Below are 21,546 nucleotides of genomic sequence, written 5' to 3' on the forward strand. Positions count from 1 at the left end.
CGTTGGACGTGCGTCGGTGAGCCTGTGTTCGATCCCGGGCTGGAGCCTCACGCCGCCGGTGCTGTTCACCGGGGTGGTGGCGGTCGGGGTCATCCTGCTGGCGCGCTGGGTCGGCCGGCAGCGTTACTTTCCCGGCCGCGCCAGCTTCATCCTCATGCACCTGGGCATCCTCTGGTGGCTGGGTGCCGCCGGCCTGGAGCTGGCTGCCGAGGGCGCCTCGTGCAAGGTGCTGTGGGCCACCATGGCCTGGCCGGGCATTGTCGGGGTACCGACGCTCTGGGCGGTGTTTCTCTGGCAGTACGTCAACAGCATCCGTGAGCCCCTGTCGCCGCGCCGTTACCTGGCGCTGTCCATCGCGCCGCTGCTGGCCTGGGCGCTGGCGGCCAGCAATCCCTGGCACCAGGCCTTCTACGGGCCGGGTACGGCGCCGCTGAGCGACCTGCCCGGTGCGCCGGTGCGCTATGAGCACGGGGTGCTGTTCCACGGCGTGGCGGTCTACGTCTACCTGCAGATGCTGTTCTGCCTCTACGTGGTGGCGCGCGCGGTGCTGGCCAGCCACGGCCTGCACCGCCGGCACTACCTGGCGTTCGTCTTCGTCACCTGCGTGCCCTGGGTGGCCAATGCGTCCTACGTGATGTTCGGCTGGACCCTGTTCGGGTTCGATCCGACGCCCTTCAGCTTCGCCTTCACCCTGGCGGCGTTCGCCTGGCTGATCGTCGGTGTGCGCCTGTTCGACCTGATGCCGGTGGCGCGCCACCTGCTGCTGGAGGAGCTGCCCGACCCGGTGCTGGTGGTGGATGCCAAGGGCCGTGTCATCGAGGCCAACCCGGCAGCCCTGCGCCTGGCCGGTCTGCGCGGTGGCTGGCAGGGCCGGGTGCTGGCGGAGTGGCCGGTGGTCGGCCAGCCGCTGCAGGCGCTGTTGCAGGAGTCGGGCAACCTGGAGGCGATGCTCACCCTGGAGGCGCCGGAGCGCTACTTCGAGGTGCGCTGCCGGGCCATCGAGCGGCTGACCCGCACCGGCAACCACGTGCTGGGGCGGATGATCTACCTGCGCGACGTCACCGCGCGGCATTGCAGCGAGCTGCAGCTGGCCGAGGCCCTGGCCACCAGCGAGGAGCGCTTGCGGACCATCTCCAGCCTCCACGAGCAGTTGCGCCAGCAGGCCCTGCGCGACCCGCTCACCGGCCTCTACAACCGCCGCTACCTCAGTGAGTTCTTCGAGCGCGAGATGGCCCGTGGCCTGCGCGAGCAGAGCCCGATCGCCCTGGCGCTGATCGACCTGGACCACTTCAAGCAGCTCAACGACCGCCACGGCCACCTGGTGGGGGACGACGTGCTCAAGGGCGTCGCCGGCTACCTGGAGTGCAGCCTGCGCAGCTCGGATGCGGTGTTCCGCTTCGGCGGCGAGGAGTTCCTGCTGGTGATGCCCGGGGCCGATGCCCACGAGGCGGCCGAGCGCCTGGAGGCGATCCGCCGTGAACTGGCCACCACCGCCCTGGTGACCCGCAACGGCGAGCTGCGGGTGACCCTGTCCGCCGGCCTGGCGGTCTGGCCGGGCCAGGGGCAGGGCCTCGACGAGCTGCTGCAGATCGCCGACGCCGCCCTCTACGAGGCCAAGCGCAACGGCCGCAACCGCGTCTGCAGCCTGGCGAGCCTTTCGTCCTGAGCCGTCACTGAACCTGTGCGCCCGTGTCGCGTCTGATCCTTCGGCACCGCTTCGTCAGGGCCCTGCCTGCCGTCCGCCGTGTCGCCTGGCGTGAAGCAATGCGCCGCGAGTCGCGCTAAACTGCGCGCGTTTTTTCCCCATTCCATCCGGAGCCAATTCATGTCCCGCGTTACCCTCAGTCGCTATCTGATCGAGCAGACCCGTAGCCACAACACCCCTGCCGATCTGCGCTTCCTCATCGAGGTGGTGGCGCGTGCGTGCAAGGAGATCAGCCACGCGGTGTCCAAGGGCGCGCTGGGTGGCGTGCTGGGCAGCATGGGCACCGAGAACGTCCAGGGCGAAGTGCAGAAGAAGCTCGACGTGCTCTCCAACGAGATCCTGTTGGAAGCCAACGAATGGGGCGGCCACCTGGCCGGCATGGCCTCCGAGGAAATGGACAACGCCTACCAGATCCCCGGCAAGTACCCCAAGGGCGCGTACCTGCTGGTGTTCGACCCGCTGGACGGCTCCTCCAACATCGACGTCAACGTCTCGGTCGGCACCATCTTCTCGGTGCTGCGCTGCCCGGATAAGTACCTCTCGCAGAACGACAGCCTGAACGAACAGGCCTTCCTCCAGCCCGGCACCCAGCAGGTCGCCGCCGGCTACGCCATCTACGGCCCGCAGACCATGCTCATGCTGACCCTGGGCGACGGCGTGAAGGGCTTCACCCTGGACCGCGAGCTGGGCTCCTTCGTGCTCACCCACGACACCATCCGCGTGCCGGAAACCACCGCCGAGTTCGCCATCAACATGTCCAACCAGCGTCACTGGGAAGCCCCGGTGAGCCGCTACGTGGGCGAGATGCTGGCCGGCAAGGAAGGCCCGCTGGGCAAGAACTACAACATGCGCTGGATCGCCTCCATGGTGGCCGACGTGCACCGCATCCTGACCCGTGGCGGCGTGTTCATGTACCCCTGGGACGCCCGTGAGCCGGAGAAGCCCGGCAAGCTGCGCTTGATGTACGAAGCCAACCCGATGTCCTTCATCATCGAGCAGGCCGGCGGTGCCGCCACCAACGGTCGCCAGCGCATCCTCGACCTCCAGCCCGAGTCCCTGCACCAGCGCGTGCCGGTGTTCCTGGGCTCCAAGGAAGAAGTGGCCCGGGTCACCGGCTACCACCTGGAGTAACCCATGCAGCCCTGGCAGCCGCTGCTGGACTGGTGGTTCGGGCCCGAGGCCCCGGCCAGCGAGGTGGTGGCGAGCCGCCAGGGCCTGTGGTTCGGCAAGCGTGACAGCCAGGATCGCGAGGCCGGGGAGCGCTTCGGCCCGCGGGTGGAGCAGGCCCTGGCCGGCGGCCTCGCTGACTGGGGCCAGTGCCCGGACGGCTGGCTGGCCCGGCTGCTGTTGCTGGACCAGTTGCCGCGCATGATCTTCCGCGACCAGCCCCGCGCCTTTGCCGGCGATGCCCTGGCCCGCGAGCAGGTCCGCGACGGCCTGGCGCAGGCCTGGGACCAGCAGCTCCCGCCGATCCGCCGCGTCTTCGCCTACCTGGTGCTGGAGCACGCCGAGGACCTGGCCCTGCAGGACGAGGCCGTGCAGCGCTTCGCCGCCCTGCGGGATGCGCTGCCCGAGGCCGAGCGCGGTCCCTTCGACAGCTACCTGGACTACGCCGAGCGGCACCGCACGGTGATCGTCCGCTTCGGTCGCTTTCCCCACCGCAACGCCATCCTGTCGCGCGCCTCCACCGAGGCGGAGTTGCGCTTCCTTGAGGAACCCGGCTCGCGCTTCTGAATCCAATGGGCATCCGCCGCCTCGCTGTGCCAAGCTTTGCGGCGTTCCTACCCCTGAACGGAGTCATCCATGCGCCTGCGTATCCTCGCCCTGCTGTCCGTCTGCGTCGCACTCGCCGCGTGTAACAAGATCAACCAGGAGAACTACTCCAAGATCAAGGCCGGCATGGCCAAGACCGAGGTGGAGCAACTGATCGGCGAACCCACCGAATGCTCCGGCGCGGTCGGCCTCACCAGTTGCACCTGGGGTGACCAGCAGACCTTCATCAGCATCCAGTTCGCCGCCGACAAGGTGGTGATGTACCAGGGCAAGGGGCTGAAATGATGCGCCGGGCCCTGTTTGCTGCCGCCCTGCTGCTGGCCGGCTGTGCCGGCACCGGCAGCCCAGCGGAACCGCCGCGTACCGCCGGGCAGGTGGACCTGCAGCGCTACCAGGGCACCTGGTACGAGCTGGCGCGCCTGCCGATGTTCTTCCAGCGCAACTGCGCCCAGTCCGAGGCCCACTACAGCCTGGAAGGCGAGGGCCGCGTCGGCGTGCTCAACCGCTGCCGCACCCCCGAGGGCGAGTGGCAGGAGGCACGCGGCTACGCCGTGCCCCAGGTGGAGGGGCAGACCGACAAGCTCTGGGTGCGCTTCGACAACGTCTTCACCCGGCTCTTCCCGAACCTCGCCAAGGGTGACTACTGGGTGCTCTACCTGGACGAGGGCTACACCACCGCGCTGGTGGGCAACCCGAACCGCGAATACCTGTGGATGCTCTCGCGCACCCCGGTGGTTTCGGAGAAGACCCGCGCGCGCCTGGTGCGCCTGGCCCAGTCCCAGGGCTACGACACCGACCGGCTGATCTGGCGCACGCCCGACAGCCAGATGCCCTGACCCCGGCGGCGGGCCGTCAGCCCAGGACGGTCCGCAGCACCTCGGCGAAGGCCCAGGCCGTCGCTTCCTCGGCTGGGTGGTGGCCGTTGCGCACCACCCAGCGCCCGGCCACCATCACATCCCGCACCTGGCGGTCGCCGCCGGCGAACAGCCAGCGGTTGAGCAGCGCATCCCCCTCGGCGGTGGCCAGGTAGGGGTCGGTGCCGTCCAGCACGATCCAGTCGGCCCGGCTGCCCACGGCCAGCGCCCCCACCGGTTGGCCCAGGGCCTGGGCGCCGCCGGCCAGGGCCGCGTCGAACAGGGTGCGGCCCACCTGGGGCTGCTCCGGGCGATACAGGCGATTGCGCCGCTGGTCACGCAGGCGCTGGCCGTATTCCAGCCAGCGCAGTTCCTCCACCACGCTCACCGACACATGGCTGTCGGAGCCGATGCCCAGGCGCCCGCCCCGGGCGAGAAAGTCCACCGCCGGGAAGATCCCGTCGCCCAGGTTGGCCTCGGTGGTCAGGCACAGACCCGCCACCGCACCGCTGCGGGCCATGGCCTGCACCTCATCGGCTTCGGCATGGGTGGCGTGCACCAGGCACCAGCGCGTGTCCACCGGCGCGTGTTCGTACAGCCACTGCAAGGGACGACGGCCGCTCCAGGCCAGGCAGTCGTCCACCTCCTTCTGCTGCTCGGCGATGTGGATGTGGATCGGGCGGGCCTCGTCTTCGGCGGCCAGCACCGTGGCCAGTTGGTCGGGCGTCACCGCCCGCAGGGAGTGGAAGCACAGCCCCAGCCCCTGATCCGCCGGCAGCGCCTCGCGCAGGCGCTGTTGCAGGGCCAGGTAACTGTCGGTGCTGTGGATGAAACGGCGCTGGCCCTCGTTGGGCGGCAGGCCGCCGAAGCCGGCGTGGCTGTAGAGCACCGGCAGCAGGGTCAGGCCGATGCCGCTGTCGCGGGCGGCGCGGCTGATGCACAGCGCCAGCTCGGCGGGGTCGGCATAGGCGCGGCCGGCCGGGTCGTGGTGCACGTAGTGGAACTCGGCCACGGCGGTGTAGCCGGCCTTGAGCATCTCCACGTAGAGCTGGCGGGCTATCACCTCCATCTGCTCGGGGCTGAGGCGGCCTACCAGGCGGTACATCAGCTCACGCCAGGTCCAGAAGCTGTCATTGGGGTTGCCTGCCACCTCGGCCAGGCCGGCCATGGCCCGCTGGAAGGCATGGGAGTGCAGGTTGGGCATGCCCGGCAGCACCGGCCCGTGGAGCCGCTCGGCGCCCTCGGAACCGGCATCGGGGAGGACCTGTTCAAGCAGGCCGGAAGCCCCGACCTCGAAGCGGACATTGCGTGCCCAGCCCGAGGGCAGGAGGGCTCGTTCAGCGTGGAAGGCAGGCATGGCGCGGGCTCCCGGTGAGTGGTCTTATTTGTATATACATATACAGACGTTGTAGGGCGCCGTAAACTTGCGCCTGTCCGTGCTTGTCCGCCGGTGTCGAATCCGGTACATGCCGGTAGCGGGTGCCTGCCTGGTGCCTGCCGTTTCCACAAGGAGATTCCCGTGTCCCCATCGCCCTCCGCGCCGTCCTCCCTGGCCGCCCAGATCGGTGACGCCCCCGCGCCGCTGTACGCCCGGGTGAAGCAGATGATCACCCAGCAGATCCATTCCGGCGCCTGGCCGCCGCACTACCGGGTGCCATCGGAGAGCGAGCTGGTGAGCGAGCTGGGCTTCAGCCGCATGACCATCAACCGCGCCCTGCGCGAGCTGACCGCCGACGGCCTGCTGGTGCGCATGCAGGGCGTGGGCACCTTCGTCGCCGAGCCCAAGGGCCAGGCCGCGCTGTTCGAGGTGCACAACATCGCCGAGGAGATCGCCGCCCGTGGTCACCGTCACCACTGCGTGGTGGTCAGCCTGCAGGAAGAGCAGGCCGGCCCTGAGCGCGCCCTGGCGCTGGACCTGCGCGAAGGCCAGCGGGTGTTCCACTCGTGCATCGTGCACTTCGAGAACGATGTGCCGGTGCAGATCGAGGACCGCTATGTGAACCCCGCCGTGGCCCCCGACTACCTGGCCCAGGATTTCACCCGCCAGACGCCCCATGCCTACCTGTCCCAGATCGCCCCGCTCACCGAGGGCGAGCACGTGGTGGAGGCCATCCTCGCCGACGCCGACGAGTGCCGCCTGCTGCAGATCGAACGGGGCGAGCCCTGCCTGCTGATCCGCCGCCGCACCTGGTCCGGGCGCAACACCGTCACCAGCGCCCGCCTGCTGTACCCCGGCTCGCGTTACCGCCTCGAAGGACGCTTCGGCTCATGAACCGCATCCGCCTGCTCAAGGCCGCCGACTACCCGCGCATGCCGTGGAAGAACGGCGCCGGCTCCACCCTGGAGATCCTCCGGGATGCCGGGGACGGCCTCGACGGCTTCGGCTGGCGCCTGTCCATCGCCGATGTCGGCCAGTCCGGCCCGTTTTCCGCCTTTACCGGCTACCAGCGCGTCATCACCGTGCTGGAAGGTGCCGGCATGCGCCTGACCGTGGACGGCCAGCCTTCCCGCGACCTGGGCCCGCTGGATGCCTTCGCCTTCGACGGCGGGGCGGCCGTGGGCTGCACCCTCATCGACGGGCCGATCCGCGACTTCAACCTCATCTACGCCCCCGCGCGCTACGCCGCCCGCTTGCAGTGGCTGCGCCTCGACGGACCGCAGTCGCTGTTCAGCGATGCCGACCACCTGCTGCTGTTCGCCGCCGAAGCAGGCGCCTGCCTCCAGGGCGGCCCGCTGCTGGAACGCCATGACTGCCTGCACCTGGAGCGCTCGGGCGGCCTGTCCGAGGTCCGTCTCGAGGGGACCGGCACCCTCTGCCTGATCGAGCTGCTGGCGCGCTGAGGCGCGCCCGACCTTCCCCGCGTTCCCCACGCTGCTCGCCCTTGCCGGGCACCCCCGTCCGCCTGCCTCCCACTGTTACCGAACGCCTCAACGGTGTGCGGTGCTGCTCCCGAATGATGCGCCGCTGCCCCAGGTAGCGGTCGGATCGGTTGCGCCCGTGCAAACCGGGGATGCCTGCGCGAGCCCAGGTAATCCGGCGCTTCTCGCCGTCATGCAGGCGCAGCGGAGCGGGTTGGTCCCTGAATTGCATATGCTTGTATGTACAAGTAGATACGTGTCTGTTCCTGAGCCCTGAACAACCTGTAACCGGAGACGCGCGATGCCTGGCAACCTTTCAGCGACTGCACAGCCGAACCGCACCCTGGCACTCGTCCGCCTGCTGGGCTACAGCGCCATCGGCCTCGTGTTGTTCTTCGTCCCGTTCGAGATCGCCGGCCGTTCCACCATCCTGATCGACCACGCCGCCTCGGCCCTGCAGGTGCACGCGCGCCCGCTGGTCATCGGCCTGGCATTGCTCTTCATGCTCTACGGCGCCATCGAGCCCTGGCGCAGCGGGCGCTGGCGCCAGGGCGTCACCCACCTGGTGTTCAGTGTCCTCAAGGGCGTCGGCTTGCTGGTCGGGGTCGCCTACCTGTTCCAGGTGGGGCCCGCCGCCGTCTATGAGCCGGGCATGCTGCCGTTCCTCTTCGACAAGCTGGTGCTGAGCCTGGCCCTGATCGTGCCGCTGGGGGCCCTGGCGCTGGTGTTCCTCATCGGCTTCGGCCTGCTGGAGCTGGTGGGCGTGCTGATGCAGCCGGTGATGCGTCCCATCTGGCGGACCCCGGGCAAGTCGGCCATCGACGCCGTGGCCTCCTTCGTCGGCAGCTACTCCGTCGGCCTGCTGATCACCGACCGCATGTACCAGCAGGGCCACTACAGCGTGCGCGAGGCCGCCATCATCGCCACCGGGTTCTCCACGGTGTCGGCGCCCTTCATGGTGATCATCGCCAAGACCCTCGGCCTGATGGGGCAATGGAACCTCTACTTCTGGGGCGCCATGCTGGTGACCTTCGCCGTGACCGCCGTCAGCGCGCGGATCTACCCGCTGTCGCGGCTGCCGTCCGAGGGCCGGGCCGAACCGCTGCTGGCACCCGGTGCCAGCCGCCTGGCCAGTGCCTGGCGCGCCGGGCTGGAGCAGGCCGCCCAGGCCCCGACGCTGGCATCGGCCCTGCGGGAAACCTTCATCGATGGCCTGCGCATGACCGCCGCCATCCTGCCCAGCATCCTTGCCGTCGGGCTCCTCGGGTTGCTGGCCGCCCGCTACACGCCGCTGTTCGACGCCGTCGGCCTGCTGCTCTATCCCGTTACCTGGCTGCTGGGCCTGGGCGAGCCGATGGTGGTGGCCCGCGCCCTCGCCGCCGGCCTGGCCGAGATGTTCCTGCCGGCGATGCTGCTCAAGGACGCCGACGTGCTGGTGCGCTTCGTCACCGCCATCGTGTCCGTCAGCAGCGTGCTGTTCCTGTCCGCCTCGATCCCCTGCGTGCTGGCCACGCGGATCCCGCTCCGCCTGCGGGACCTGCTGCTGGTCTGGCTGCAGCGCACCCTTCTCAGCCTGGTGTTCAGCGTGCCGCTGGCCTACCTGGCGCAATTCCTGGGCTGGTTGTGAGCCGCCCGAACATCCATCCACCTTCGCTGGAGACTGCCATGACCAAGTACCGCGACATCGAGATCCGCGCCCCGCGCGGCACCACCCTCAACGCCCGGAGCTGGCTCACCGAAGCCCCGCTGCGCATGTTGATGAACAACCTCGACCCCGAGGTGGCGGAGAACCCGAAGGAGCTGGTGGTGTACGGCGGCATCGGCCGCGCCGCGCGCAACTGGGAATGCTTCGACGCCATCGTCGACAGCCTGAAGAAGCTCGGCGACGATGAGACCCTGCTGGTGCAGTCCGGCAAGCCGGTGGGGGTGTTCCGCACCCACGCCGACGCCCCCCGCGTGCTGATCGCCAACTCCAACCTGGTGCCGCACTGGGCCACCTGGGAACACTTCAACGAACTGGATGCCAAGGGCCTGGCCATGTACGGCCAGATGACCGCCGGCAGCTGGATCTACATCGGCAGTCAGGGCATCGTCCAGGGCACCTATGAAACCTTCGTCGAGGCCGGCCGCCAGCACTACAACGGCGACCTCAAGGGCCGCTGGGTGCTCACCGCAGGCCTGGGCGGCATGGGCGGTGCCCAGCCCCTGGCCGCGACCCTGGCCGGGGCCTGCTCGCTGAACATCGAGTGCCAGCAGAGCCGCATCGACTTCCGCCTGAAGACCCGCTACGTGGACGAGCAGGCCAAGGACCTCGACGACGCCCTGGCACGCATCGCCCGCTACACCGCCGAAGGCAAGGCCATCTCCATCGCCCTGCACGGCAACGCCGCCGAGATCCTCCCGGAGCTGGTGCGCCGGGGCGTGCGCCCGGACATGGTCACCGACCAGACCAGCGCCCACGACCCGCTCAACGGCTACCTGCCCGCCGGCTGGAGCTGGGAGCAGTACCGCGACCGCGCGCAGACCGACCCGGCCGGCGTGGTCAAGGCCGCCAAGCAGTCCATGGCCGTGCACGTGCGCGCCATGCTCGACTTCCAGAAGCAGGGCATCCCCACCTTCGACTACGGCAACAACATCCGCCAGATGGCCCAGGACGAGGGCGTGGCCAACGCCTTCGACTTCCCCGGCTTCGTCCCGGCCTACATCCGCCCGCTGTTCTGCCGGGGTATCGGCCCGTTCCGCTGGGCCGCGCTCTCCGGCGACCCGCAGGACATCTACAAGACCGACGCCAAGGTGAAGGAGCTGATCCCCGACGACGCCCACCTGCACCGCTGGCTGGACATGGCCCGCGAGCGCATCGCCTTCCAGGGCCTGCCGGCACGCATCTGCTGGGTCGGCCTGGGCCTGCGCGCCAAGCTGGGCCTGGCCTTCAACGAAATGGTGCGCTCGGGCGAACTGTCCGCACCGGTGGTGATCGGCCGTGACCACCTCGACTCCGGCTCGGTGGCCAGCCCCAACCGCGAGACCGAAGCCATGGCCGACGGCTCCGACGCCGTTTCCGACTGGCCGCTGCTCAACGCCCTGCTCAACACCGCCAGCGGCGCCACCTGGGTGTCGCTGCACCATGGCGGCGGCGTGGGCATGGGCTTCTCCCAGCACTCCGGCGTGGTGATCGTCTGCGACGGCACCGACGCCGCTGCCGCGCGCATCGCCCGCGTGCTGACCAACGACCCGGCCACCGGCGTCATGCGCCATGCCGATGCTGGCTACGCTGTGGCCATCGATTGCGCCCGCGAGCAGGGCCTGAACCTGCCCATGATCGGCAAGGGGGAATAAGCCGAAATGAATGCCTTGCACCTCACTCCCGGCCACCTGACCCTGGCCCAGCTGCGCGCCGCCTTCCAGCAGCCCCAGCGCATCACCCTCGACGCCTCGGCCGATGCGCCCATCGCCGCCAGCGTCGGCTGCGTCGAAGCGATCATCGCCGAGGGCCGCACCGCCTACGGCATCAACACCGGGTTCGGCCTGCTGGCCTCCACCCGTATCGCCCCCCATGACCTGGAGAAGCTGCAGCGCTCCCTGGTGCTGTCCCACGCCGCCGGTGTCGGCGAGGCGCTGGACGACGCTATGGTGCGGCTGATCATGCTGCTCAAGGTCAACAGCCTGGCGCGCGGCTTCTCCGGCATCCGCCGCACGGTGATCGACGCCCTGGTGGCGCTGCTCAACGCCGAGGTCTATCCGCACATCCCGCTCAAGGGCTCGGTCGGTGCCTCCGGTGACCTGGCGCCGCTGGCGCACATGTCCCTGGTGCTGCTCGGCGAGAGCCGCGCCCGCCACAAGGGCCAGTGGCTGCCCGCGCGCGAAGCCCTGGCCATCGCCGGGCTGGAGCCGCTGACCCTGGCCGCCAAGGAAGGGCTGGCACTGCTCAACGGCACCCAGGCGTCCACCGCCTACGCCCTGCGCGGGCTGTTCGAGGCCGAGGACCTGTTCGCCGCCGCCACCGTCTGCGGCAGCCTCAGCGTCGAGGCCATGCTCGGCTCGCGGGCACCGTTCGACGCGCGCATTCATGCCGCCCGTGGCCAGCGCGGCCAGGTGGATGTGGCGGCGGCGTACCGCGAGCTGCTCACCGCCAGCAGCGAGATCGCCCGCTCCCACGAGAAGTGCGACAAGGTCCAGGACCCGTATTCCCTGCGCTGCCAGCCCCAGGTCATGGGCGCCTGCCTGACCCAGCTGCGCCAGGCCGCCGAGGTGTTGGAGATCGAAGCCAACGCGGTTTCCGACAACCCCCTGGTGTTCGCCGAGGAGGGCGACGTGGTGTCCGGCGGCAACTTCCACGCCGAGCCGGTGGCCATGGCCGCCGACAACCTGGCCCTGGCCATCGCGGAAGTGGGCTCGCTGTCCGAGCGGCGTATCTCGCTGATGATGGACATGCACATGTCCCAGCTGCCGCCCTTCCTGGTGGAGAACGGTGGGGTCAACTCGGGCTTCATGATCGCCCAGGTCACCGCTGCCGCCCTGGCCAGCGACAACAAGGCCCTGGCCCATCCCCACAGCGTCGACAGCCTGCCCACCTCGGCCAACCAGGAGGATCACGTGTCCATGGCGCCGAACGCCGGCAAGCGCCTCTGGGCCATGGCCGAGAACGTGCGCGGCATCCTCGCCATCGAGTGGCTGGGGGCCTGCCAGGGGCTGGACTTCCGCACCGGCCTGAAAACCTCGCCGAAGCTGGAGCAGGCCCGCACCACCCTGCGCCAGCAGGTGCCCTACTACCAGGAGGACCGCTTCTTCGCCCCCGACATCGAGGCCGCCAGCGACCTGCTGGCCAGCGGTTGCCTCAACGCCCTGGTGCCGGCCGGCCTGCTGCCGAGCTTCTGAGCCCACCCAGGCGGGTCGCGCTGCCGGCCCGCCTGTCACAACAAGAACAAGGAGTGGTTATGAACGCGATCATCCTGGCCGTGCTGGTCATGGTTGCGCTGTGCATGCTGAGGGTCTCGGTGGTCTTCGCCCTGATCGCCTCGGCACTGGTGGGCGGGCTGTTCGCCGGCCTGCCGATGGAGACCGTGGTGAAGTCCTTCAACGAAGGCCTGGGCGGCGGTGCCCCCGTGGCCCTGGCCTACGCGACGCTGGGGGCCTTCGCCATCGCGCTGTCCCGTACCGGCCTGTCCCAGCGCTTGTCCGCCAACCTCACCGACCGGCTGGGCGAGGGCGGCGGGCGGTTCATCAAGTGGGCCATCCTGCTGTCCATGGTGCTGGCGGGCATCGCCTCGCAGACCCTGGTGCCGGTGCACATTGCGTTCATACCCCTGCTGGTCCCACCCCTGCTGCACGTGATGAACCGTCTGCAGCTGGATCGCCGGGCGGTGGCCTGCGCCATCACCTTCGCCATCACCACCACCTACATGACCTTGCCCCTGGGCTTCGGCGCGATCTTCCTCAACGACATCCTGGTGGCCAACATCAACGGGGCGGGCAGTGGCGAGCTGGTGTCCCGGGAGATGGCGCCAGTGGCCATGCTGATCCCGGCGCTGGGCATGGTGTTCGGCCTGGGCCTGGCGTTGCTCTGGAGCTACCGCCAGCCCCGCGTCTACGCCGACCGGCCGGTGGCGGGGGAGGAGGGCGAGGCTCCGGCGCGGTTGTCCCGCCGGCAACTGACGATGGTGCTGCTGGCGCTGGTGCTGGCCCTGGTGGTGCAGCTCTGGACCGGCTCGATGATCTTTGGCGGCCTGGTGGGGTTCTCGTTGGTGTCCATGAGCGGGGTGATCCGCTGGAACGAGCAGGACGGGGTGTTCCTGCAGGGCATGCGGCTGATGGCCCTGGTGGGGTTCATCATGATCGCCGCCTCGGGATTCGCCGGGGTGATGAAGGCCACCGGCGAGATCCAGACCCTGGTGGCCCATTCCGCCGAGCTGGTGGGCGGTAACCGCGCCCTGGCGGCGTTCATGATGCTGCTGGTGGGGCTGCTGATCACCATGGGCATCGGCTCGTCCTTTTCCACCGTGCCGATCATCGCTGCCATCTACGTACCGCTGGCGGTGGGCTTCGGTTTCTCGCCCCTGGCCACCCTGTCCCTGGTGGGCACCGCTGCAGCCCTGGGCGATGCCGGCTCGCCGGCCTCCGACTCCACCCTGGGGCCGACGGCGGGGCTGGCCGCTGACGGCCAGCATGACCACATCTGGGGCACCGTCGTACCGACCTTCCTGCACTTCAACCTGCCGCTGCTGGCCTTCGGCTGGGTGGCGGCGATGGTGCTGTAGCCGGGTGCCCTTTTATCCACAGGGTCGCCGCCAGGAGCGGTGACCCACCTGCGAGGCCTGACATGAAGACGTTCTGGCACAACGCCCACATCGCCACCCTGCGGGACGGGCGCTATTCCATCATCGAGCAGGGTGCGCTGCTCACCGAAGGTGCGCTGATCCGCTGGGTCGGCCCGCTGGCCGAGGCCCCGGATACCGGCGATGCCAGGCAGGTCGACCTCGGTGGCGCCTGGGTCACCCCGGGGTTGATCGACTGCCACACCCACCTGGTGTTCGGTGGTGACCGCAGCGCCGAGTTCGAGCAGCGCCTGGAGGGCGTCAGCTACGCCGAGATCGCCGCCCGGGGCGGTGGCATCGCCAGCACCGTGCGCGCCACCCGCGAGGCCAGCGAGGACGAACTGCTGGCCAGCGCGGTGACGCGCGCCCGGCACCTGCTGCGCGACGGCGTCACCACCCTGGAGGTGAAGTCCGGCTACGGGCTGGACCTGGCCTGCGAGCGCAAGATGCTGCGGGTCGCGCGGCGCCTGGGCGAGGTGCTGCCGGTGACGGTGAAGACCACCTGCCTCGCCGCCCACGCCTTGCCGCCGGAATACGCCGGCCGCGCCGACGACTACATCGAGGTGGTCTGCACCGAGATCCTGCCGGCACTGGCCGCCGAGGGCCTGGTGGATGCGGTGGATGCCTTCTGCGAGCACCTCGCCTTCTCCCCGGCCCAGGTCGAGCGGGTGTTCCAGGCCGCGCGCGGGCTGGGGCTGCCAGTGAAGCTGCACGCCGAGCAGCTGTCGTCCCTGCATGGTTCCAGCCTGGCGGCGCGCTACGACGCGCTGTCGGCGGACCACCTGGAATACATGACCGAGGACGACGCCATCGCCATGGCCGATGCCGGCACCGTCGCCGTGCTGCTGCCGGGCGCCTTCTACCTGCTGCGCGAGACCCAGCTGCCGCCCATCGACGCCCTGCGTCGCCACGGCGTGACCATGGCGGTGGCCAGCGACCTCAACCCCGGCACCTCGCCGGCGCTGTCCCTGCGGCTGATGCTCAACATGGCCTGCACCGCGTTCCGCCTGACCCCGGAAGAGGCCCTGGCCGGCGTCACCCTCAACGCCGCCCGCGCCCTGGGCCTGGCCGAGCGCTGCGGCAGCCTGGAAGCGGGCAAGCTCGCCGACTTCGTCGCCTGGGACATCCAGCGCCCGGCGGAGCTGGCCTATTGGCTCGGCGGCACCTTGCCCAACCGGGTGGTGCGCCACGGACAGGAGATCGACCTTGGATAACGTCCTCGACTTCACCCCCGGCCGCGTGCCGCTGCTGATCAGCATGCCGCACCCCGGCACTCGCCTGACCCCGGCGGTGGAGGCCGGCCTGAGCGATGCCGCGCGCTCGCTGATCGACACCGATTGGCACATCCCGCTGCTCTACGATTTCGCCGCCGAGCTGGGGGCCGCGACCCTGGCGGCGCGCTACTCGCGCTACGTCATCGACCTCAACCGCCCGGCGGACGACGCGCCGCTCTACGCCACCGCCACCACCGGCCTGTTCCCCGACGTGATGTTCGACGGCCAGCCGCTGTTCCGCGAAGGCGCGGCACCGTCCGCCGAAGAGCGCGCCGGCTACCTGGAACGCATCTGGACGCCCTACCACGGGCGCATCGCCGAGGAGCTGGCGCGGCTGAAGCGCGAGTTCGGCTATGCGCTGCTGTTCGATGCCCACTCCATCCGCGCCTTCATCCCCCGCCTGTTCGAAGGCCACCTGCCGGACTTCAACCTCGGCACCCACGCCGGCGCCAGCTGCGACCCGGGCCTGGCCGATGCGCTGGTCAGCGTCTGCGCCCGTGCCGAGGGCTACAGCCACGTGCTCAACGGCCGCTTCAAGGGCGGCCACATCACCCGCCACTACGGCCAGCCGGCCCAGCACATCCACGCCGTGCAACTGGAACTGGCCCAGCGCACCTACATGAACGAAGAGGCACCCTTCGCCTTCCGCGAAGACCTCGCCGTCCCCACCCGCAAGGTCATCCGCCAGTTGCTGCTGGCGATGCTCGCCTGGGGGCGGGAGCGCTACGGGCGATAAAGCCAACGCCAGGTAGCCCGGGCTTGAGCCCGGGGAGGGGCGGGCACCTTCCACCTTTCCCGGGCTGAAGCCCGGGCTACGACGGATGCAGACGCTTCGGCGGGCCGTTCGGCCTCGAGCCGACAGAGCGCGGGTGGTCACCCTGCAAGGCTCTCCGGTTCCCTATCCGGATGTGCCATTCATGGTGATGTATCGACGAGCCCGCCAAGCCGGGGGCTGCTACTTCCTTACCCTGGCGCTGGCAGATCGGCGAAGCGATCTGCTCGTGCGCCATGTCGATCTGTTGCGCGAAGCTATTCGCCAGGCCCGCTCGCGACGGAGCTTTCGCCTCGATGCGATCGTTGTGCTGCCCGAGCACCTGCACATGGTGATGAGCCTGCCCGAAGGGGACGATGACTTCTCAAGCCGCATTGCGTCGATGAAGGCGGCCTTCGTCCGGGCGTTGCGTGCGCAGGGGCATCCCGTGAGACCCAACGCCAAGCGTGAGGCCGGGCTGTGGCAGCCTCGCTTCTGGGAGCACCTGCTACGGGACGAGAGGGATTTCGCTGCCCATGTCGACTACATCCACATCAACCCGCTCAAGCACGGCCTGGTCACACGGGTCGCCGACTGGCCGCATTCGAGTTTCCACCGATACGTGCGGGAGGGCCTGTTACCGGCGGATTGGGCCGGGGGCGAGGAGAGCCGCATCACCGGAGCAGGCGAACGGCGTGCATAGCCCGGAGTGTTGTGTGAGGTGCACGGACTCCCGGGCTGAAGCCCGGGCTACGGGTAGACGCCTCCTTATGCCGGAGGTGCAGGCTGGGTGCTTTCGTAGCCCGGACTTCAGTCCGGGGTGGTGATGCGTGCACGGGATGGTGTTGGGTGCACGGGATTCCCGGGCTGAAGCCCGGGCTACGAGGGCGCTCCCTTATGCTGGTGGTGCAGGCCGGGGACTGTCGTAGCCCGGACTTCAGTCCGGGGCGAGGCACAACGGCCGGGATCACTCCCAACTTAGGCGGGCGAGCTTCCAGTCGCCGTCGTCGCGCCACCATTCGAGTTTCACGGCGTATTGGCGGGCGGCGTCGGGGATGAGGCCTTCGGCGCCGGTGAGGGCGACGCGGGCGTCGGTGTGGCCCTTCTCGCGATAGGTGGGGTCGAGGCGGCTGTCCTGGCTCAGGGCGATGATCGACACGTTCTTGTGGCGCATGAACAGCAGCGCCATGGTGCGCCGTGCCCATTCACGGTCGTTGCCGTCGGCGGTGGTGAACTGCGGGTGCAGCTGCTTCATCACCGCGCCGGTGTCCTTCGCTTCCAGGTTGGCCTGCAGGGCCTTGACCGCTGCCTCCAGCTCGGCGGCCGGGTCTTCGCGGCCGCAACCGGCGAGCAGGGCCAGGAACAGTACGATCGGTAGGGTGAACAGCCTCGCTGACATATTCGAACTCCATTTCCCTCGTTTATGATGCCGGGCACATTAGGCGGCGGATGTCCCGGGGGGCATTGGCCTAGAGCACAGAATCGGAGCCCAGCATGCTGACTTTGTATCCGGAAATTAAGCCCTACGCCCGCCACGAACTGGCTGTGGACGAACCGCATGTGCTCTACATCGACGAGAGCGGCACCCCCGACGGCTTGCCGGTGGTGTTCATCCACGGCGGCCCGGGCGCCGGTTGCGATGCCCTGAGCCGACGCTTCTTCGACCCGACCCTGTACCGCATCGTCACCTTCGACCAGCGTGGCTGTGGCCGCTCAACCCCCCACGCCAGCCTGGAGAACAACACCACCTGGGATCTGGTCGCCGACCTCGAACGCATCCGCGAGCACCTGGGCATCGACCGTTGGGTGCTGTTCGGCGGTTCCTGGGGCTCCACCCTGTCGCTGGCCTACGCCCAGGCTCACCCGGACCGGGTGCGGGCACTGATCCTGCGGGGCATCTTCCTGTGCCGTCCCCAGGAGCTGAAGTGGTTCTACCAGGAGGGCGCGAGCCGGCTGTTCCCCGACTACTGGGAGGACTACCTGGCACCGATCCCGGCGGACGAGCAGGACGACCTGATCCAGGCCTTCTACAAGCGCCTCATCGGCACCGACCAGATCGCCCAGATGCACGCGGCCAAAGCCTGGTCCACCTGGGAAGGCCGCACCGCCACCCTGCGCCCCAGCGCCTCGGTGGTGGAGCGCTTCAGCGAGCCGATGCGCGCGCTGTCCATCGCCCGCATCGAGTGCCACTACTTCGTCAACAACGCCTTCCTCGAACCCAACCAGCTGCTGCGCGACATGCCGCGCATCGCCCACCTGCCGGGGGTGATCGTGCACGGTCGCTATGACGCCATCTGCCCCCTGGAGAACGCCTGGGAGCTGCACAAGGCCTGGCCCAACAGCGAGCTGCAGATCGTCCGCGACGCCGGCCACGCCGCCTCCGAAGCGGGCATCACCGATGCCCTGCTGCGCGCCACGGACAGCATCGCCCGCCGCCTGCTGGACCTGCCGCCGGAAGAGGAAGCCTGATGAAGGCGCTGCTGCAACGGGTCTCCGCCGCCCGGGTGGATGTCGCCGGGGAGACCGTCGGCGCCATCGACCGCGGCCTGCTGGTGCTGGTGGGCGTCGAGCCCCAGGACACCGAGGCCAGCGCCGACAAGCTGCTGCACAAGCTGCTCAACTACCGCGTGTTCAGCGATGCCGAAGGGAAGATGAACCTGTCCCTCGGTGCCGTGGAGGGCGGCCTGCTGCTGGTCTCGCAGTTCACCCTGGCCGCCGACACCCGCAGCGGCCTGCGCCCGAGCTTCTCCAGCGCCGCGCCGCCGGCCCAGGGCGAGCGCCTGTTCGACTACCTGGTGGCGCGGGCCCGTGCCCAGCACGCCCAGGTCGCCACCGGGCGCTTCGGCGCCGACATGCAGGTGCACCTGGTCAACGACGGCCCGGTCACCTTCCTGCTGGAAAGCTGAGCCCGCTTCGCTCCGCGCCGCCTGTCCGATAGTGGCGTGCTTGTTGCTTCGGGTTGACTCGCCATCCACGGTCCGGGCGGTTAGGATTTCGCGCCATGCCCGTCGGGTCCGTGGGCGCCGCTTCACACAATAACGATCTGCCCTGTCAGGAGTAAGAATGAAGAAGCTTCTCGCATCCCTGTTGCTCTCCGCCTGCGCCTTCACCGGCCTGGCCCACGCCGGCGTCGTCGATGACGCGGTCAAGCGCGGCACCCTGCGGGTCGGCATGGACCCGACCTACATGCCCTTCGAAATGACCAACAAGCGCGGCGAAATCATCGGCTTCGAAGTGGACCTGCTCAAGGCCATGTCCAAGGCCATGGGCGTGAAGCTGGAGCTGGTGTCCACCAGCTACGACGGCATCATCCCGGCCCTGCTGACCGACAAGTTCGACATGATCGGCTCCGGCATGACCCTGACCCAGGAGCGCAACCTGCGCATCAACTTCTCCGAGCCCTTCATCGTGGTCGGCCAGACCCTGCTGATCCGCAAGGACCTGGAAGGCAAGATCAAGTCCTACAAGGACCTCAACGACGGCCAGTACCGCATCACCTCCAAGATCGGCACCACCGGCGAGATGGTCGCCAAGAAGCTGATCGCCAAGGCCCAGTACCACGGCTTCGACAACGAGCAGGAAGCGGTGATGGACGTGGTCAACGGCAAGGCCGACGCCTTCATCTACGACGCCCCCTACAACGTGGTTGCGGTGAACAAGGCCGGCGCCGGCAAGCTGGTGTACCTGGAAGAGCCCTTCACCTACGAGCCCCTGGCCTTCGGCCTGAAGAAGGGTGACTACGACAGCATCAACTGGATCAACAACTGGCTGCACCAGATCCAGAAGGACGGCACCTACGAGCGCATCCATGCCAAGTGGTTCAAGAACACCGCCTGGCTGAAGGACATGGAATAACGGGACGCGCTCCCCGCTGTACGCGACAGGTCCGGCCCACGAGGCCGGACCTGTCTTTTTCGCCCCCCAGGCATCGCCATGAGCGAGACCCATCGTGACTAGAAAACACCGCCGTACCTGGCCTTGGCACCTGCTGACGGGCCTGATCCTGCTGGTGGTCGCCTACGGCCTCTGGTACTCCACCTCCCTGATCTCCTACGAGTGGCGCTGGAACCGGGTGCCGCAGTATTTCGCGTACCAGGCCGAAGAGGCCCAGCGCGTGGCCGACTACGCGCGGGTCTCGGCCATTACCGAGGAAGGCGCCAACGCCCGAGTGACCCTGGTCACCGAGGGCGGCGAGGAGCAACAGCTGCAGGTGGCCAAGGACAGCCTGCAGGTCAGCCAGGGCGACGACCTCTCCGAAGGCGACGTGGTCGGCGTGACCCGCCACTGGGCGGCCGGCCCGCTGCTCTGGGGCCTCTGGACCACCCTGTGGATATCCGTGCTCTCGGGCGCGCTGGGGCTGGTGATCGGCCTCTTCACCGGGCTCTGCCGGCTGTCGCAGAACCCCACCCTGCGCGACCTCTCCACCGTGTACGTCGAGCTGGTGCGGGGCACCCCGCTGCTGGTGCAGATCTTCATCTTCTACTTCTTCATCGGCACCGTGCTGGACCTCTCCCGGGAGTTCGCCGGCGTCGCCGCCCTGGCGCTGTTCACCGGGGCCTACGTGGGCGAGATCGTCCGCGCCGGCGTGCAGTCCATCGCCCGTGGACAGAACGAGGCCGCGCGTTCCCTCGGTCTCACCGGCGGCCAGTCGATGCGCTACGTGATCCTGCCCCAGGCGTTCAAGCGCGTGCTGCCGCCGCTGGCCGGGCAGTTCATCAGCCTGGTGAAGGACACTTCGCTGGTGTCGGTGATCGCCATCACCGAGCTGACCAAGAGCGGCCGCGAGGCGATCACCACCTCGTTCTCCACCTTCGAGATCTGGTTCTGCGTCGCCGCGTTGTACCTGGTCATCAACCTGCCGCTGTCGCAGATCGCCAACCGACTGGAGCGGAGGCTCGGGAAAAGTGATTGAAGTCCGCAACCTGATGAAAGTCTTCGACGCCCGCGGCCAGGAAGTGCGCGCCGTCGACGATGTGACCACCTCGGTCAAGCGCGGCGAGGTGGTGGTGGTGATCGGCCCCTCCGGCTCCGGCAAGTCCACCTTCCTGCGCTGCCTCAACGGCCTGGAGGAACTGGACGCGGGCTCAGTGAGCATCGACGGCGTCGACCTGGCCAACCCGAAGACCGATGTGAATGCCTACCGCCGCGAAGTCGGCATGGTGTTCCAGCACTTCAACCTGTTCCCGCACATGACCGTGCTGGAGAACCTGTGCCTGGCGCAGAAGGTGGTGCGCAAGCGCGGCAAGGCCGAGCGCGAGGAGAAGGCCCGGGCGCTGCTGGCCAAGGTGGGCATCGCCCAGAAGGCCGGCGAGTACCCCTCGCGCCTATCCGGCGGGCAGCAGCAGCGCGTGGCCATTGCCCGGGCGCTGTGCATGGAGCCGAAGGTGATGCTGTTCGACGAGCCCACCTCGGCGCTGGACCCGGAGATGGTCGGCGAGGTGCTGGACGTGATGAAGCAGCTGGCCCAGGAGGGCATGACCATGGTCTGCGTCACCCACGAGATGGGCTTCGCCCGTGAGGTGGCCGACCGGGTGCTGTTCTTCGACCATGGCAAGTTGCTGGAGGATGCGCCGCCGGCGCAGTTCTTCGACCAGCCCCGGGACCCGCGTGCGCAGGCGTTCCTCAGGCAGGTGCTGTAAGGGAATGGAAAGGGTCGCGATGCGGCCCTTTTTCTGTTGGTGGAGATGCAGGCCTCTAGTCCAGCTGATTACCGAGTTTTGCTGAGCCTTCTTGTTTCGCCTTCCCAGGCGAGTTTCTTTTGGCAGTCGCCCTGTACGGACCGGAGACATGGTGGACACATGTACGGGGACATGGTTGACGCATTATGGACTGCACTCAGGGTCATTCAGGTCAATGGTCCGAAGTAGTTGGTGGCAGAAGTACACATCGAACAAATGTTCGGCATCTGAGTGCGGACGTATTGCTATCACTTTCCCAGCCAATCCCTTGGCAATGCGGAAGTAGCGTTTTCTGAAGCGGAAACGGCTGTGGTAGACCTTCGCCAGCACATCATCCAGAC

21 protein-coding genes and 1 pseudogene are annotated in these 21,546 nt (G+C 68.6%); 19 read left to right on the top strand and 3 right to left on the bottom strand.

All coding sequences use genetic code 11. The features are described from left to right. Nucleotides 1–16 precede the first annotated feature (16 nt). From SZ55_RS10930 to SZ55_RS10950, 5 genes are all read left to right on the top strand, one after another. Nucleotides 17–1,666 (top strand): histidine kinase N-terminal 7TM domain-containing diguanylate cyclase, encoded by a 1,650-nt coding sequence (locus SZ55_RS10930; RefSeq protein WP_044405448.1) that lies wholly within the window; start codon nt 17–19, stop codon nt 1,664–1,666. A gap of 159 nt (nt 1,667–1,825) precedes the next feature. Next, complete coding sequence (locus SZ55_RS10935) at nt 1,826–2,836, top strand: class 1 fructose-bisphosphatase (protein ID WP_044405451.1); 1,011 nt, start codon at nt 1,826–1,828, stop codon at nt 2,834–2,836. A 3-nt stretch (nt 2,837–2,839) separates the two neighbouring features. Continuing rightward, entirely contained in the window at nt 2,840–3,439 is a 600-nt protein-coding gene (locus SZ55_RS10940; RefSeq protein WP_044405454.1) for a DUF924 family protein, read from the top strand. A 69-nt stretch (nt 3,440–3,508) separates the two neighbouring features. Beyond that, complete coding sequence (locus tag SZ55_RS10945) at nt 3,509–3,763, top strand: lipoprotein (RefSeq protein WP_044405457.1); 255 nt, start codon at nt 3,509–3,511, stop codon at nt 3,761–3,763. Next, nucleotides 3,763–4,314, top strand: coding sequence for a lipocalin family protein (locus SZ55_RS10950; protein WP_044405460.1), 552 nt, complete (start codon nt 3,763–3,765; stop codon nt 4,312–4,314). The genes SZ55_RS10945 and SZ55_RS10950 overlap by 1 nt, the downstream gene beginning before the upstream one ends. Before the next feature lie 16 nt (nt 4,315–4,330). Here SZ55_RS10950 and SZ55_RS10955 read toward each other — a convergent pair whose 3' ends face one another. Then, complete coding sequence (locus SZ55_RS10955) at nt 4,331–5,689, bottom strand: formimidoylglutamate deiminase (RefSeq protein WP_044405463.1); 1,359 nt, start codon at nt 5,687–5,689, stop codon at nt 4,331–4,333. Between the two features lie 162 nt (nt 5,690–5,851). On the opposite strand from SZ55_RS10955, the gene hutC reads away from it, so the two are divergent. The 9 genes from hutC to SZ55_RS11000 all read left to right on the top strand — a co-directional run bounded on the left by hutC (nt 5,852) and on the right by SZ55_RS11000 (nt 16,230). Further along, nucleotides 5,852–6,604: a histidine utilization repressor gene (hutC, locus tag SZ55_RS10960; protein ID WP_044405466.1), complete on the top strand. Its 753-nt coding sequence runs from the start codon at nt 5,852–5,854 to the stop codon at nt 6,602–6,604. Beyond that, entirely contained in the window at nt 6,601–7,173 is a 573-nt protein-coding gene (locus SZ55_RS10965) for a HutD/Ves family protein (RefSeq protein ID WP_044405469.1), read from the top strand. The genes hutC and SZ55_RS10965 overlap by 4 nt, the downstream gene beginning before the upstream one ends. Before the next feature lie 319 nt (nt 7,174–7,492). Next, nucleotides 7,493–8,818 (top strand): YjiH family protein, encoded by a 1,326-nt coding sequence (locus SZ55_RS10970; RefSeq protein ID WP_044405472.1) that lies wholly within the window; start codon nt 7,493–7,495, stop codon nt 8,816–8,818. A gap of 38 nt (nt 8,819–8,856) precedes the next feature. Then, a complete protein-coding gene (hutU, locus tag SZ55_RS10975) occupies nt 8,857–10,527 on the top strand; it encodes a urocanate hydratase (protein ID WP_044405474.1) in 1,671 nt (556 codons plus the stop codon). 6 nt (nt 10,528–10,533) lie between these two features. After that, entirely contained in the window at nt 10,534–12,066 is a 1,533-nt protein-coding gene (hutH, locus tag SZ55_RS10980; RefSeq protein ID WP_044405477.1) for a histidine ammonia-lyase, read from the top strand. Nucleotides 12,067–12,125: 59 nt separating this feature from the next. Further along, nucleotides 12,126–13,445 carry a Na+/H+ antiporter family protein gene (locus tag SZ55_RS10985; protein WP_044405479.1) on the top strand — a complete coding sequence of 440 codons (1,320 nt, stop codon included), beginning with the start codon at nt 12,126–12,128 and terminating at the stop codon, nt 13,443–13,445. 62 nt (nt 13,446–13,507) lie between these two features. After that, nucleotides 13,508–14,716 carry an imidazolonepropionase gene (gene hutI / locus SZ55_RS10990; RefSeq protein WP_044405481.1) on the top strand — a complete coding sequence of 403 codons (1,209 nt, stop codon included), beginning with the start codon at nt 13,508–13,510 and terminating at the stop codon, nt 14,714–14,716. After that, nucleotides 14,709–15,512 (top strand): N-formylglutamate deformylase, encoded by an 804-nt coding sequence (hutG, locus tag SZ55_RS10995; protein ID WP_044405483.1) that lies wholly within the window; start codon nt 14,709–14,711, stop codon nt 15,510–15,512. Before hutI ends, hutG begins: the two co-directional genes overlap by 8 nt. A 181-nt stretch (nt 15,513–15,693) precedes the next feature. Beyond that, nucleotides 15,694–16,230 (top strand): REP-associated tyrosine transposase, encoded by a 537-nt coding sequence (locus SZ55_RS11000; protein WP_044405485.1) that lies wholly within the window; start codon nt 15,694–15,696, stop codon nt 16,228–16,230. Between the two features lie 264 nt (nt 16,231–16,494). On the opposite strand, the gene SZ55_RS11005 is transcribed toward SZ55_RS11000, so the two are convergent. Then, a complete protein-coding gene (locus tag SZ55_RS11005) occupies nt 16,495–16,926 on the bottom strand; it encodes a hypothetical protein (protein WP_044405486.1) in 432 nt (143 codons plus the stop codon). A gap of 95 nt (nt 16,927–17,021) precedes the next feature. On the opposite strand from SZ55_RS11005, the gene pip reads away from it, so the two are divergent. The 5 genes from pip (at nt 17,022) to SZ55_RS11030 (ending at nt 21,166) form a co-directional block, all read left to right on the top strand. Beyond that, entirely contained in the window at nt 17,022–17,996 is a 975-nt protein-coding gene (pip, locus tag SZ55_RS11010; RefSeq protein WP_044405487.1) for a prolyl aminopeptidase, read from the top strand. Continuing rightward, nucleotides 17,996–18,433, top strand: a complete 438-nt coding sequence (gene dtd, locus SZ55_RS11015; RefSeq protein ID WP_044405489.1) for a D-aminoacyl-tRNA deacylase — start codon at nt 17,996–17,998, stop codon at nt 18,431–18,433. Before pip ends, dtd begins: the two co-directional genes overlap by 1 nt. Nucleotides 18,434–18,590: 157 nt before the next feature. Continuing rightward, the gene (locus SZ55_RS11020) at nt 18,591–19,382 is read left to right on the top strand and encodes a transporter substrate-binding domain-containing protein (protein WP_044405490.1); all 792 of its coding nucleotides are present in this window, start codon (nt 18,591–18,593) and stop codon (nt 19,380–19,382) included. A 94-nt stretch (nt 19,383–19,476) separates the two neighbouring features. Next, a complete protein-coding gene (locus SZ55_RS11025; RefSeq protein ID WP_044405491.1) occupies nt 19,477–20,439 on the top strand; it encodes an amino acid ABC transporter permease in 963 nt (320 codons plus the stop codon). Next, nucleotides 20,432–21,166: an amino acid ABC transporter ATP-binding protein gene (locus SZ55_RS11030; protein WP_044405493.1), complete on the top strand. Its 735-nt coding sequence runs from the start codon at nt 20,432–20,434 to the stop codon at nt 21,164–21,166. The genes SZ55_RS11025 and SZ55_RS11030 overlap by 8 nt, the downstream gene beginning before the upstream one ends. A gap of 183 nt (nt 21,167–21,349) precedes the next feature. Here SZ55_RS11030 and SZ55_RS28655 read toward each other — a convergent pair. Next, nucleotides 21,350–21,546 (bottom strand): annotated as a pseudogene (locus SZ55_RS28655) (IS481 family transposase); the annotation flags it as partial.

It is taken from the genome of Pseudomonas sp. FeS53a (assembly GCF_000931385.1).
GTDB lineage: Bacteria > Pseudomonadota > Gammaproteobacteria > Pseudomonadales > Pseudomonadaceae > Metapseudomonas > Metapseudomonas otitidis.

Coding starts and splice junctions, on each gene's coding strand:
- SZ55_RS10940 (WP_044405454.1), top strand. CDS start 2,840: ATGCAGCCCTGGCAGCCGCTGCTGGACTGGTGGTTCGGGCCCGAGGCC.
- SZ55_RS11000 (WP_044405485.1), top strand. CDS start 15,694: ATGGTGATGTATCGACGAGCCCGCCAAGCCGGGGGCTGCTACTTCCTT.
- SZ55_RS11005 (WP_044405486.1), bottom strand. CDS start 16,926: ATGTCAGCGAGGCTGTTCACCCTACCGATCGTACTGTTCCTGGCCCTG.
- SZ55_RS10985 (WP_044405479.1), top strand. CDS start 12,126: ATGAACGCGATCATCCTGGCCGTGCTGGTCATGGTTGCGCTGTGCATG.
- SZ55_RS10965 (WP_044405469.1), top strand. CDS start 6,601: ATGAACCGCATCCGCCTGCTCAAGGCCGCCGACTACCCGCGCATGCCG.
- hutU (WP_044405474.1), top strand. CDS start 8,857: ATGACCAAGTACCGCGACATCGAGATCCGCGCCCCGCGCGGCACCACC.
- hutI (WP_044405481.1), top strand. CDS start 13,508: ATGAAGACGTTCTGGCACAACGCCCACATCGCCACCCTGCGGGACGGG.
- pip (WP_044405487.1), top strand. CDS start 17,022: ATGCTGACTTTGTATCCGGAAATTAAGCCCTACGCCCGCCACGAACTG.
- SZ55_RS10955 (WP_044405463.1), bottom strand. CDS start 5,689: ATGCCTGCCTTCCACGCTGAACGAGCCCTCCTGCCCTCGGGCTGGGCA.
- hutH (WP_044405477.1), top strand. CDS start 10,534: ATGAATGCCTTGCACCTCACTCCCGGCCACCTGACCCTGGCCCAGCTG.
- dtd (WP_044405489.1), top strand. CDS start 17,996: ATGAAGGCGCTGCTGCAACGGGTCTCCGCCGCCCGGGTGGATGTCGCC.
- SZ55_RS11020 (WP_044405490.1), top strand. CDS start 18,591: ATGAAGAAGCTTCTCGCATCCCTGTTGCTCTCCGCCTGCGCCTTCACC.
- SZ55_RS10945 (WP_044405457.1), top strand. CDS start 3,509: ATGCGCCTGCGTATCCTCGCCCTGCTGTCCGTCTGCGTCGCACTCGCC.
- SZ55_RS10935 (WP_044405451.1), top strand. CDS start 1,826: ATGTCCCGCGTTACCCTCAGTCGCTATCTGATCGAGCAGACCCGTAGC.
- SZ55_RS10970 (WP_044405472.1), top strand. CDS start 7,493: ATGCCTGGCAACCTTTCAGCGACTGCACAGCCGAACCGCACCCTGGCA.
- SZ55_RS10950 (WP_044405460.1), top strand. CDS start 3,763: ATGCGCCGGGCCCTGTTTGCTGCCGCCCTGCTGCTGGCCGGCTGTGCC.